Source organism: Thalassospira sp. SM2505, from assembly GCF_054901115.1.
The window spans coordinates 818,839-831,054 of sequence record NZ_CM142731.1; the positions used below are offsets into that span (position 1 = coordinate 818,839).

A 12,216-nucleotide genomic window follows, 5' to 3' on the forward strand; every position below is an offset into this window, starting at 1 on the left:
GCTAAATAGGGGTGGCAACAGTGACGTCAATGACCGGTGATGCCGGGGCAGAAGCAATGAAGGGGGCGGCACCTGCGCAGTTGGAAGTGCGCGGTGTGACCAAGGCCTTTCCGGGCTGTCTGGCCAATGACGATATCAGTTTCCGTATCGAGCCTGGCGAAATCCATGCGCTGCTCGGTGAAAACGGCGCAGGCAAAAGTACGCTTGTGAAAATCATTTATGGCGTGCTTCAGGCCGATCAGGGCGAACTGCTTTGGGAAGGCAAGCCGGTTACGATCCATAGTCCGCATGATGCGCGTGAAATGGGTGTTGGTCTGGTGTTCCAGCATTTCTCGCTGTTTGAAACCATGACCGTGCTCGAGAACATCGCGCTTGCGATGAATGATGTGCGCGATATGGCCGTGCTGCGTCAGAAAGTGATCGAGGTCGAAAAGACCTATGGCCTGCCGCTTGATCCTGATCGGCATGTCTATACGCTTTCGGTCGGTGAGCGTCAGCGCATCGAAATCGTGCGCTGTCTGTTGCAGAATCCCAAGCTGCTTATTCTTGATGAGCCGACCTCGGTTCTCACCCCTCAGGAAGTCGAAAAACTGTTTGAGACGCTGCGTCGTCTGGCCGATGAAGGCTGTGCGATCCTTTATATCAGCCACAAGCTGCATGAAGTGAAAGCGCTCTGTCAGCGCGCGACGGTTTTGCGCGGCGGCAAGGTGGTCGGCGGATGTGACCCGCGCGAGGAAACCGCGAAATCGATGGCCGAAATGATGATCGGCCAGAAACTGACGGCACCCGACCGGGGCAAGGATCGCGAATTTGGCGATGTCAGACTTGAAGTTTCCGACCTGTCATTGATCAGTGACGAGCAATTTGGCACGCATCTTAAGAATATCAGTCTCAAGGTGCGTGGTGGCGAGATCATGGGTGTTGCCGGCGTCGCCGGTAATGGTCAGAACGAACTGTTTCAGGCACTGGCCGGTGAAACCGAACATGAAGCCGCACCTGACAGCATCAAGATTGATGGCACGTCGGTTGCCCATTTCGGTCCGCGTCGCCGTCGTCGCCTTGGCGCGGCATTCGTTCCCGAAGAACGTAATGGTCACGGGGCCGTTCCGGATATGAGTCTTTCGGAAAACGGGTTCCTGACGGCGTTTCGCCGTATGGCGCTTGCCGCACGCGGCCTGATCCGCGAAGTCCCGACAAGGTCCTTTGCCGATAACATCATCAAGACATTTGATGTCCGCACCACCGGTTCGGGGGCCGAGGCCGGATCGCTTTCGGGCGGCAACCTTCAGAAATTCATCGTCGGTCGCGAGATTCTTCAGGATCCGGGCGTTCTGGTGATTTCCCAGCCGACCTGGGGTGTGGATGCCGGTGCAGCCAGCGCCATTCATCAGGCGTTGCTTGATCTGGCGGCGAAGGGAACGGCGGTTCTGGTGATTTCGCAGGATCTGGACGAGATTTTTGCCATTTGTGATTCGGTCGTGGTGATGTCGGAAGGCAAAATGTCCAAACCGCGCCCGATGGCCGATGTCAGCATCGAAGAAATTGGTCTGTTGATGGGGGGCCTTCATGATCTTGATGGCAACGCCACCCCGGCGAACGACACTGCATTAGAAGGAGGTCGCGTTGGTCAGGCTTGAACCCCGTCGTCAGCATTCACAGGCGATGGTTTATCTGTCGCCGGTTCTGGCAATTTTCATGACGCTGGTCGTTGGCGGGATCATTTTTGCCTTTCTGGGCAAGAACCCGTTCGACGCGCTTTATACGTTCTTCATCCTGCCGATCAATAACAGCTATGGGATTTCCGAGCTGTTTGTGAAGGCAACGCCGCTTGTGATCATCGCGGTTGGTCTTGCCATGGGGTTCCGGGCCAATGTCTGGAACATCGGTGCCGAAGGCCAGCTGACCATGGGGGCGATCTTTGGTGGTGGTCTTGCCCTTTATTTCCATGACAGTGAAAGCGTGCTTTTGCTGCCGGCGATGTTTGTGCTTGGCGCGATTGGCGGGGCGTTCTGGGCATCAATCCCGGCATTGCTGCGCACCAAATTCAATGCCAATGAAATTCTGACCAGCCTGATGCTGACCTATGTCGCAACACTGTTCCTGAGCTTCCTTGTGCATGGTCCCTGGCGTAACCCCGAAGGGTTCAACTTCCCGGAATCGCGTCCGTTCCCGGATGCGGGGCTGCTTCCGATCATTTATGACGGCACGCGTGTCCATCTTGGAACGGCGGTTGCGGTATTTGTCGTGATTGCCGGTTGGTTGTTGCTGTCAAAATCCGTGATCGGGTTCCAGCTGCGGGTTGTCGGCAAGGCCCCACAGGCTGCCCGCCATGTCGGTTTCCGTCAGAAACGCATGGTTTGGTTTACCCTTTTGCTGGGCGGTGCACTTGCCGGTCTGGCCGGTTTGTTCGAGGTTTCCGGTCCGATTGGTCAGTTGCAGCCGTCCATTTCGCCCGGTTATGGCTTTACTGCGATCATTGTCGCCTTCCTTGGCCGGTTGCATCCGGTGGGAATTCTGTTCGGGGGGCTGATCATGGCGCTGACCTATCTTGGCGGCGAGCTTGCCCAGATTACGCTTGGTCTGCCCAATGCGGTCACAGGTCTTTTCCAGGGGATTTTGCTGTTCTTCCTGCTGGCTTGTGACGTTCTGACCAAATATCGCATTCGTTTCGGTTCAATCGCGGCCAAAGGGAGAACCGCATAATGGAATGGCTTGTTCCCTTTACTCTGACGGTGATTACCGCATCGACCCCGCTTTTGCTTGCGGCGTCAGGTGAATTGATCACCGAAAAATCCGGGGTTCTGAACCTTGGCGTTGAAGGCATGATGCTGGTCGGTGCGATTGCCGGTTTTGCGGTGACGGCCTCAAGTGGATCGGCGATCCTTGGGATTGCTGCCGCCGTCATTGCCGGTGTTTTGATGTCGCTGATCTTTGCGTTTCTGACCCTGACGCTGATGGCCAATCAGGTGGCGACGGGCTTGGCGCTGACCATTTTCGGGATCGGGTTTTCGGCTCTGGTCGGGTCGAAATTCGTCGGTTTTGCGATTGAGCCGCTGCCGGGTCTTTCGATCCCGGGTATTAGCGCCATTCCGATCATCGGTCCGATCCTGTTCGGGCAGGATTTTCTGGTCTATCTTTCGATCGCGGTTGTGATCGGGGTTGGCTGGTTCCTTGCAAAATCGCGCGCCGGTCTTGTCTTGAAGGCGGTCGGGGATTCGCATCATTCGGCCCATGCCATCGGCTATTCCGTGATCAAGATCCGTTACCTTGCCACGATGTTTGGCGGGGCGATGGCCGGTCTTGGCGGTGCGTATCTTTCGCTGTCCTATACGCCGATGTGGGCCGAAAACATGACGGCCGGTCGTGGCTGGATTGCTTTGGCACTTGTGGTGTTTGCGACCTGGCGTCCGGGCCGTTTGCTGGCCGGGGCTTATATGTTTGGCCTGATTTCGGTGATGCAGCTTCATGCACAGGGTGCGGGCATTCATGTGCCCAGCCAATTCATGTCGATGCTGCCATATCTTGCGACGATTATCGTGCTGGTGATTATTTCCAGTGACCGTGCGAAAATCAGACTGAATGCGCCTGCCTGTATCGGTCAGGCGTTCCGGCCGGCCCATTAGGGCCGGTCTGCTTGGGGGGACCGGAACACGCCAAATGATGTTCCGGCCCATCGGGAGGAAAGATCATACCGAACCAAAACTCACACAAGTCGATTGAAGCTAATCGATCAGAAGTGTGATCGGTTTGACTGAGTCTTGGTTTCGGTGTGAACGTGTCATTGATTGCTTAGTGGATTGTGTTTAAATCCTGATCTGCTGATTAACAGGGAGACCTCTACGAATGAATGCAAAGTTCATGAAGCGCACGATTGCTGCTGTTGCAGCTGTTGGTGCCCTCGCAACCGGCATGGGTACCGCCCAGGCCGAAGACGTTAAAGTCGGTTTTGTCTATGTTGGTCCGATTGGTGACCATGGCTGGTCCTATCGCCATGACATCGGTCGTCAGGCCATCGAAGCCGAGCTTGGCGATGCCGCTTCGACCAGCTATGTCGAAAGCGTTCCGGAAGGTGCCGATGCCGAGCGCGTGATCCGTCAGATGGCCCAGACCGGCCATAACCTGATCTTCACCACCTCGTTCGGTTACATGAACCCGACCGAAAAGGTTGCCAAGCAGTTCCCGAACGTGAAGTTCGAACATGCAACCGGCTACAAGCGTTCCGACAACCTGTCGACCTATGCTGCACGTTTCTATGAAGGCCGTTATGTTGCTGGTGTTATCGCCGGTAAAATGACCAAGTCGAACATCGTTGGTTATGTCGGTTCCTTCCCGATTCCGGAAGTTGTCCGTGGCATTAACTCGTTCATGATGGGCGCATGGTCGGTGAACCCGGACGTCAAAGTGAAAATCGTCTGGGCGAACACCTGGTATGATCCGGGTAAGGAAGGCGACGCAGCCAAGGCCCTGATCGACCAGGGTGCTGACATCATGGTTCAGCACACCGACAGCCCGGCACCGCTTCAGGTTGCTGAAAACCGTGGCGTTCTTGGTTTCGGTCAGGCTTCTGACATGATCAAGTTCGCGCCGAAAGCACAGCTGACCGCGATTGTTGATAACTGGGACAAATATTATGTCGAACGCGCCAAGGCAGTTGCTGACGGTACCTGGACGTCGATCGACACCTGGGGCGGCATCGACAGCGGTATGGTCGACATGGCACCGTACACCAACATGCCTGACGACGTAAAAGCACTGGCAGAAGCAACCGAAGCCAAAATTTCTTCGGGTGAATTCCACCCGTTCACCGGCCCGATCTATGATCAGGCAGGCGAACTGCGTGTGAAAGAAGGCGAAGTTGCTGATGATGGCATGCTGCTTGGCATGGACTGGTACATCAAGGGCATTGATGCCGAACTGCCGAAATAAGCCGGATTACCGATCTTTACAGATCGGCTGAGACGAAGCCCCGTGCATTTGCTTGCGCGGGGCTTTTCTTATGAGTTTTTTTTCGGTCGGATGCGGCTTGGTGCTTCGGACTTCTCATAGGCGACCATTTCCGTGCGGGGATGAAGCAGGGCATAGATCGCAGCACGCCAGCCATGCAGCTTGACCTTGTTTTCGCGCGCCTTGCCTGCCCAGCGTTCGCGAAACAGTTCCATGTCATCGCGACGGGCAAAATAGATCACCATATCGACAAAGGGGGCCGACTGGTCTGACCGGGGCAGTTCGATATTGCGAATGCCCATGGTCCACATATCGCTTCGGACATTCTTGTCGAGCCAGTCCAGTACCCCTTGGGCGGAATGTCGCTCGTGAATGACCACGCGAAACGGAAAGTTCCGAAGATCTTGCGGCATGTGTTTTTCCTGAAGTCGCCACTGATAACAAGATAATAGACCGAGTCGTTTCGCAATTTTGCGATGGGCGGATCACTTTGTCCTGTTTTTTCTCAGTTGCAGGCTGAGATGCATATCACCCTGGTGGATCTTGTGGTTCTGTGCCGGCCTGCTAATTTTGTGGAGGGCGGGCTTAATATATTGGTTCGATATGTAATGATTTTAAGATATTCGAATGGTTTCAGCCTTGGCAATTGGACGGTCAGCTCAGATCAGTTTGTAATTATTGTTAGAAGCAAGACCGGTACTTCTGATTGAAGAGTATGAAAAATTTACATTTTTTCTTCGCTGAACTATGCTTGCATGATAATGGAACTGCCGAGTCTGATTGCATGTCAGACGTGAGTGCAGCAGAAAAAAGACCATACGGGGTGACAAGGTGAGCGAGAAGCGTTCGGGCGTGCAACCATCCGGAAAGGAGCGCCATTTCAAGCCAGAAGAGCTGATTGTTAGCAAAACCGACCTTAAAGGTCATATTACCTATGCTAACGAGGTGTTTCTTCGGTTGTCGGATTACACCGAGAAAGAAGTTCTTGGTCAACCGCACTCAATGATCCGCCATCCGGATATGCCGCGCTGCATTTTCAAGTTGCTTTGGGATCATATCAGTTCGGGCAAAGAGATCTTTGCGTATGTGCTGAATATGGGTAAGAAGGGCGACCATTACTGGGTCTATGCCCACGTAACGCCGACATTCGACGCCAATCACAAGGTGATCGGATACCATTCGAACCGCCGGGTCGCCGATCCCAAGGTTCTGAGTGACAAAATTATTCCGCTTTATGCGGAGCTCCGCAAGATCGAGGAGAGCACCAGCAATCGCAAGGAAGGCATGAATGCCGCCTATGACGCGCTTGCCCGGAAACTCTCGGATGCCGGTGTGGCATATGATCAATATATTCAAGGTCTCTAGGGGCGCATCCCAAATCGAAGGTTAGAGGTTCGCAATGGCGATATTTGGTGGTTCGAAAACAGGTATCAAAAAGGCGCTGGACGTTGTTCTGGCAGCCGCTGATGGTAATTACGAAGCCCGTATTACCAATGTCGACAGTCATCCCGACATGCGTGACCTGTTTATCGCGATCAACCGGTTAATCGACCGCAATGATGCTTTCCTGCGCGAAAGTGCGGCATCAATGGGCGCTGTGTCGGAAAACCGTTACTATCGTCGTATTGTCGAGACCGGCCTTGTTGGTGAATATCTGTCATCGGCCAAGCGCATCAATGCCGCAACCGCCTCGATTGAACAGAAGCTTTCCGGTTTCTCCGAAATCCTTGGTGAATTCAAAAGTGGCTCGTTCGCGGCTGTTGATGATATCGCCCATGCGGCGTCCGCCCTTGCCGATGCATCGGGCGAAGCCAATACCATTGCCCATGAAACCAGCACACGTTCGACCAATGTCGCGGCGGCTGCGCGCCAGACAGCAAGCAACGTGACCGAGGTTTCATCGGCGTCCGAAGAACTTAACCGGTCGATCCGCGAAGTGTCTGAGCAGGCCCGCGAGTCGGTTGAAATTGCCAATCGTGCAAATGGTCTTGCCCAGGAAACCGATGGCCGTATCGGCGAGTTGGAAGCAGCCGCAGGCGAGATTGTCGAAGTTGTCAGCTTCATTCGTGATATTGCGGCCCAGACCAACCTTCTGGCGCTGAACGCGACCATCGAAGCCGCACGAGCCGGTGAAGCGGGCAAGGGCTTTGCCGTTGTTGCCAACGAGGTCAAGGGCCTTGCCAACCAGACCAGCAAGGCAACTGAAAGCATCGAGGAAAAAGTTCAGGATATCCAGAACGCGATCGAGCAATCGGTTGGCGCGATCCGCGAAATTGCCGGCGTGATTGATGATCTTGCCGTTCGTTCCGATACGATTTCGGGCAATGTCGAAACGCAGGCCAACCTGTCGTCAAACATCACGCGCAATGTCGAGCAGGCATCAAGCGGTGCGCAGGAAGTCACCGATAATATCACTGTCGTTTCGGATATGGCCGGGCGCACCGGTGTTGCTGCCGATACCACGCGCGATATGGCCGGGCGTCTGGCAGAGCAATCGGAAAATCTGCGCAAGCATCTGGGCGGCTTTCTTGATACCATCGAGAAGCTTCTTTACACCGCCAAGAAATAGCCGCTTTCGCGGGGCAACACATAGGCAGGGGGTCAATCCTGACGCCTTGCGGTCTTCTTGAGACAAGGAAACGGGGCCATGCGCGTCTTCTTTAATTCCCGTCATGATGCCCATGACGGGGCAGGCGAAATGCATCATGGACGGATGGTGCCCTGTTTTGAAAATGCCCGGCGCATTCCGATTATTCGAGATGCGGTTGCCCATGCGGTCAAGGCGCAGCTGGTTGATCCGGCCGACCACGGCATGGACCCCATCCGCGCCATTCACGACATTGATTATCTTGATTTCATCGAAACGGCCTGGGACGAATGGACCAAGGCTGGAAAAAGTGGTGATGCCTTCCCCTATGTCTGGCCGACGGCAGGTTTTTCCGGTGGTCATCCCAAACATATCAGTGCGCGTCTGGGGCAGTTTGCCATTTCAAGCGACACCCCGATCACCTCAGGTACGTGGAAGGCGGCCTATTGGGGGGCGCAGACCGTCACCTCGGCGGCGGATGCCACATGGAATGATGGCGAAGCATCCTTTGCCCTGACCCGCCCGCCGGGGCATCATGCCCATGCCAACCGTTATGGCGGTTATTGCTTCCTGAATAATTCCGCCATTGCTGCCCAGCAGATGATTACCAAGGGCGCAAAAAAGGTCGCGATCCTTGATATCGATTACCATCACGGCAACGGTACGCAGGATATTTTCTATGAGCGTGGCGACGTTCTGACGATTTCGATCCATGCCGATCCGACTCACCAGTTCCCGTTTTTCATGGGCTATGCCAATGAAACCGGTCGCAATGACGGGCAGGGTGCGAACCTGAATATCCCGCTTTCCGGTGGCAGTGATTTCGGGGCCTGGGGACAGGGTTTTGCCAAGGCCATGCAAAAGATCGTCACCTGGCAGCCAGAAGCCCTTGTGATTGCGCTGGGTGTCGATGCCCATGAAGCAGAGCCGATCTGTGACTTCAAACTCCAGACCGATGATTTCAACCGGATCGGTCAGATGATCGGGCGTTTGGGACTTAAGACCGTTTTCGTCATGGAAGGCGGTTATGCCCATGACGTCATCGGGCTGAATGTTGCAGCCGTTCTGTCGGGATATCTGGATCAGGCCAAACGCTGATTCCCCGGATCGTGACCAAATCGAAAACGCCCCGTGCAAATTGCCGGGGCGTTTTGTTTTGGGTGTTATCGCTCCCACGGTGGCGTGCCACCGAATTCGGATACCAGAAAATCAACAAAGGCGCGCACGCGGGTCGGCAAATACCGGTTTTCCGGATAAAGCGTATAGACCGCATGTGACGGTGGCTGATAGTCGGGCAAGACGACCTTAAGCCTGCCGTCGCGAATATAATCACCGACTTCCCAGTGTGATTTCAGGGAAATGCCATGGCCATCAAGGCACCAGCGGGTCAGGACTTCGCCATTGTCTGAATCCATCGAGCCGGAAACGGCAAGGGTTGCTGGGGCGTCATCCGCACCGGGGCCGGTTAGTGTCCATTGATATTGACGCGAGCCCGGAAAACGCAGAAGCAGGCAATTGTGGTTCATCAGGTCAGCGGGAACCTTTGGCGTGCCGTTCTTTTCAAGATAGTCCGGGCTTGCGACCAGCATGCGTTTATTGCTGGCAAGTTTGCGCACGATCAGCGAGCTTTCCTTAAGCTCGGCAATGCGGATGGCAAGGTCGACCTTGTCTTGCAACAGATCAAGAAGCCGGTCGGAAAGATGCAGGCGTATCTGCACATCCGGGTTCTTTTCGACGAATTTCGGAATAATCGGCGCGACATATTTATTGCCAAATGCCACCGGGCAGGTCAGCGTTACGGGACCGCGTGTGGTGTTTTTCTGATTGGCAATGGCGTTTTCGGCCTCCTGCATTTCACTGAGAATGCGCAGGCAATGGCGGTAATAAACGTCGCCTTCTGTTGTCAGATTGACGCGGCGCGTGGTGCGGTTAAGGAGCCTTACACCAAGGCGTTCTTCAAGGCGGGCAATCCGGTTCGAGACGACGGCTGCTGAATGGCGAAGCTCGCGGCCTGCAGCAGAAAGGTTGCCCAGTTCGGCAACGCGGACAAAAATCTGGATGTCCTCAAAGTCGGACATGGTGCGGGAAGCTCCTGACGTGACGTGAATTCTGGCGTTTATTATCGTTCTATATTCAATTTCAGAGTTTGGACTGTGCCATTTTAAAGAATGGTTTGAAAGTCATTTCGATTATGCTCGACCCCTTAATAATAGAGGCGGTGGGACGCCTATGTTAGGAGAAGATAAGAGATTGATTTGAATGGTTCCGGACTGCATGGGGATATGCGGACCGGATTACGACCATCAGAGGGGCGGCCCGCGCGCAGCGAAACACGATCTGCTGCCGGGCGAGACGGAGGTTTCAGACACCGTGGATATTCTGTTTCAGGACTGGATCAATCTGATCCTGCGCTGGGCGCATCTGATTACGGGCATCGCCTGGATCGGGTCTTCGTTCTATTTCGTCTGGCTTGATCTGAGCTTGCGCAAGCGTCCGGGCATGGATGATGGCGTTTATGGCGAAGCATGGATGGTCCATGGCGGCGGGTTTTACCATGTCAATAAATGGATGGTCGCACCGAGCACCATGCCACCCGAACTGCACTGGTTCAAATACGAGGCCTACTTTACCTGGATTACCGGCTTCGCACTTTTGGTGACGATGTATTACTGGAGTGCGGAAAGCTATCTGATTGACCCGAGCGTTCTGGCGCTGAGCAAGATGGATGCGATCCTGATTGGTCTTGGCAGTCTGTTTGCCGGTTGGGTGATTTACGACATTATCTGTAAAAGTTCGATCGGCAAGCGCACTGATACACTTGCGGTTGCCCTTTTCATTCTGATCATGGTCGCAAGCTATCTGTTTACCCACGTGTTTAGCGGTCGTGGTGCCTTTATCCATGTGGGGGCGATGATTGGTACAATCATGGCTGCCAACGTGTTTCGCATCATCATCCCGAACCAGAAAAAGGTGGTCGCAAGCCTGATGGCGGGCGAGAAGCCCGATCCGAAACTGGGACTTCAGGCCAAGCAGCGCTCAACCCATAACAACTATCTGACGTTGCCGGTTTTGCTGATGATGATCAGTAACCATTATTCGATGCTGTTTTCCCATGATCAGTCATGGGTGATTGTCGGCTTGATCCTGATTATTGGTGGGCTGGTGCGGCATTTCTTTAACACGCGCAATGCTGGCGGGACGGGCAAGGCGATTGTCTGGCAGTTGCCAGCAGCAGCCCTAGGCATGGCCATTCTTGCGATGTTTGCATCCTATGATCCGAAAGCGATCAAGCTTGCAGATGAGGACATCATTAGCCGGGATCACGCATTGGCAATTGTGCAAACCCGTTGCACCAGCTGTCATTCGGCCAATCCGCGCGATGAAGGGTTTGACGAAGCTCCGGCGGGGGTGATGTTTGATGATATTGCCCAGATCGAAGCCAATGCGCAGCGCATTCTGGCGCAGGCTGTCATCGGACGCGCCATGCCACTTGGCAATATGACAGAAATGACCGACGAGGAGCGTGCCCAGCTTGGGCAGTGGATCCGTGCGGGCATGCCGGAATAGGTTCTTTCCTTTCCCGGTTATTCAGCAGAAAGGGCGGTCGCGTGATGCGGCCGCCCTTTTGCGTACCGTGCTGATCAGGGCCAGCGGGGCTGGGGGATCAGTTTGTGGCCCTAGACGTCCGCGCGGTAATTCATTGGCACCCAGTCATACATGGTTTCGTCCTCGCGGACGTGACCGATGCCCGGGAAAGCAATGTGACATCCGGCCACCAGATACTTTTCCTTTACCGCTTCGGCAAAGGCAGCCTCGCGGGATTTGATGGCCATGTTGGTATCGCCATCAAAGGCAATGGCAACATTGGGATCGTCAAATTGCACCACATCGCCATGGGTGATGTCGCCCCAATAGACAAACTTCTCGCCCTTGCTTTCGATCCAGAGTGCGCTGTGACCCGGCGTGTGGCCGGGACGGGACGTTGTATTGACCATGCCCGGAATGGCCGGGGCATCGGCTGCGAACTGTTCGAGTTTGCCGCTATCGATGTAGGGTGTCAGGGCGGCGACCGCCTGATCAAAGAAGCCCTTGGTGTCCTCGGGGGCATTTGCCTTGTTCTCGGCACTCAGCCAGAAGGCCTTGTCGGCTTCGGGCACGTGAACCGTTGCATTGGGAAAGACCTTGTTGCCACCCAGCATCAGGCCACCCGTGTGATCGGGGTGAATATGAGTGATCACGACATCATCAACCTGATCGGGATGATAGCCCGATGCGATCATGTTGGCCGGAAGCTTGCCCAGTGCCGGCCCCATCAGATCGCTGCTGCCGGCATCAAGGAGTACCAGCCGATCACCGAAATTCAGCAAATAGGCATTGACCGAAAGACGGGTTGGCGTGCCCTGAAATGCATTGGCAAGGGCAAGGCGTGCCTGTTCTGGCGTGGTGTTGACGTAAAGATCGGCCATCGGAAACAGGCCGGTGCCATCAGAAAGGGCCGTGACTTCGATATCGCCGACCATCAGGCGGTAATAGCCGGGGGCCTGTGTGCCGACAAGCGGGGCTTTTGCCTTGGCGGCAAGCGGGATGAAAACCGTGCTGCCGATTGCACCGACGGCACCAGCGGCAAGCGTCCCTTTAAGTATTTCGCGGCGTGATAACATTTTCTTTTCCCTCAAATCATGCCG

Annotated in this window: 11 protein-coding genes; 8 read left to right on the plus strand and 3 right to left on the minus strand. The window is 54.9% G+C overall.

The features are described 5' to 3' along the window. The first annotated feature begins 29 nt into the window (after positions 1-29). The 4 genes from ACTU44_RS03760 (at position 30) to ACTU44_RS03775 (ending at position 4,926) form a co-directional block, all read left to right on the plus strand. Positions 30-1,637: an ABC transporter ATP-binding protein gene (locus ACTU44_RS03760; protein ID WP_258548604.1), complete on the plus strand. Its 1,608-nt coding sequence runs from the start codon at positions 30-32 to the stop codon at positions 1,635-1,637. Next, the gene (locus tag ACTU44_RS03765) at positions 1,624-2,703 is read left to right on the plus strand and encodes an ABC transporter permease (RefSeq protein WP_336080004.1); all 1,080 of its coding nucleotides are present in this window, start codon (positions 1,624-1,626) and stop codon (positions 2,701-2,703) included. The genes ACTU44_RS03760 and ACTU44_RS03765 overlap by 14 nt, the downstream gene beginning before the upstream one ends. After that, positions 2,703-3,623: an ABC transporter permease gene (locus ACTU44_RS03770; RefSeq protein ID WP_114096679.1), complete on the plus strand. Its 921-nt coding sequence runs from the start codon at positions 2,703-2,705 to the stop codon at positions 3,621-3,623. Before ACTU44_RS03765 ends, ACTU44_RS03770 begins: the two co-directional genes overlap by 1 nt. Positions 3,624-3,858: 235 nt before the next feature. Continuing rightward, on the plus strand, positions 3,859-4,926 hold the full coding sequence (locus tag ACTU44_RS03775; RefSeq protein ID WP_462097429.1) for a BMP family ABC transporter substrate-binding protein: 1,068 nt from the start codon (positions 3,859-3,861) through the stop codon (positions 4,924-4,926). Between the two features lie 68 nt (positions 4,927-4,994). Here ACTU44_RS03775 and ACTU44_RS03780 read toward each other — a convergent pair whose 3' ends face one another. Then, positions 4,995-5,357, minus strand: a complete 363-nt coding sequence (locus tag ACTU44_RS03780) for a hypothetical protein (RefSeq protein WP_462096716.1) — start codon at positions 5,355-5,357, stop codon at positions 4,995-4,997. A gap of 418 nt (positions 5,358-5,775) precedes the next feature. Here ACTU44_RS03780 and ACTU44_RS03785 point away from each other — a divergent pair, with 418 nt between their 5' ends. The 3 genes from ACTU44_RS03785 (at position 5,776) to ACTU44_RS03795 (ending at position 8,629) form a co-directional block, all read left to right on the plus strand. Further along, positions 5,776-6,309: a PAS domain-containing protein gene (locus ACTU44_RS03785; RefSeq protein ID WP_114096681.1), complete on the plus strand. Its 534-nt coding sequence runs from the start codon at positions 5,776-5,778 to the stop codon at positions 6,307-6,309. A gap of 34 nt (positions 6,310-6,343) precedes the next feature. Beyond that, positions 6,344-7,513: a methyl-accepting chemotaxis protein gene (locus ACTU44_RS03790; protein ID WP_114096682.1), complete on the plus strand. Its 1,170-nt coding sequence runs from the start codon at positions 6,344-6,346 to the stop codon at positions 7,511-7,513. A gap of 78 nt (positions 7,514-7,591) precedes the next feature. Then, positions 7,592-8,629 carry a histone deacetylase family protein gene (locus tag ACTU44_RS03795; RefSeq protein WP_114096683.1) on the plus strand — a complete coding sequence of 346 codons (1,038 nt, stop codon included), beginning with the start codon at positions 7,592-7,594 and terminating at the stop codon, positions 8,627-8,629. Between the two features lie 65 nt (positions 8,630-8,694). On the opposite strand, the gene ACTU44_RS03800 is transcribed toward ACTU44_RS03795, so the two are convergent. Continuing rightward, positions 8,695-9,609 (minus strand): LysR family transcriptional regulator, encoded by a 915-nt coding sequence (locus tag ACTU44_RS03800; RefSeq protein ID WP_462096717.1) that lies wholly within the window; start codon positions 9,607-9,609, stop codon positions 8,695-8,697. A 292-nt stretch (positions 9,610-9,901) separates the two neighbouring features. Between ACTU44_RS03800 and ACTU44_RS03805 the strand changes: the two genes are divergently transcribed. Continuing rightward, complete coding sequence (locus ACTU44_RS03805; protein ID WP_462096718.1) at positions 9,902-11,098, plus strand: urate hydroxylase PuuD; 1,197 nt, start codon at positions 9,902-9,904, stop codon at positions 11,096-11,098. 110 nt (positions 11,099-11,208) lie between these two features. Here the strand turns inward: ACTU44_RS03805 and ACTU44_RS03810 are convergent, their stop codons facing one another. Next, positions 11,209-12,192 carry an MBL fold metallo-hydrolase gene (locus tag ACTU44_RS03810; RefSeq protein ID WP_114096685.1) on the minus strand — a complete coding sequence of 328 codons (984 nt, stop codon included), beginning with the start codon at positions 12,190-12,192 and terminating at the stop codon, positions 11,209-11,211. Between the last annotated feature and the right edge of the window lie 24 nt (positions 12,193-12,216).

Excerpts from the sequence above, each read along its gene's own strand:
- ACTU44_RS03760 (WP_258548604.1), top strand. The coding sequence starts at position 30 with ATGACCGGTGATGCCGGGGCAGAAGCAATGAAGGGGGCGGCACCTGCG.
- ACTU44_RS03790 (WP_114096682.1), top strand. The coding sequence starts at position 6,344 with ATGGCGATATTTGGTGGTTCGAAAACAGGTATCAAAAAGGCGCTGGAC.
- ACTU44_RS03810 (WP_114096685.1), bottom strand. The coding sequence starts at position 12,192 with ATGTTATCACGCCGCGAAATACTTAAAGGGACGCTTGCCGCTGGTGCC.
- ACTU44_RS03770 (WP_114096679.1), top strand. The coding sequence starts at position 2,703 with ATGGAATGGCTTGTTCCCTTTACTCTGACGGTGATTACCGCATCGACC.
- ACTU44_RS03800 (WP_462096717.1), bottom strand. The coding sequence starts at position 9,609 with ATGTCCGACTTTGAGGACATCCAGATTTTTGTCCGCGTTGCCGAACTG.
- ACTU44_RS03795 (WP_114096683.1), top strand. The coding sequence starts at position 7,592 with ATGCGCGTCTTCTTTAATTCCCGTCATGATGCCCATGACGGGGCAGGC.
- ACTU44_RS03780 (WP_462096716.1), bottom strand. The coding sequence starts at position 5,357 with ATGCCGCAAGATCTTCGGAACTTTCCGTTTCGCGTGGTCATTCACGAG.
- ACTU44_RS03775 (WP_462097429.1), top strand. The coding sequence starts at position 3,859 with ATGAAGCGCACGATTGCTGCTGTTGCAGCTGTTGGTGCCCTCGCAACC.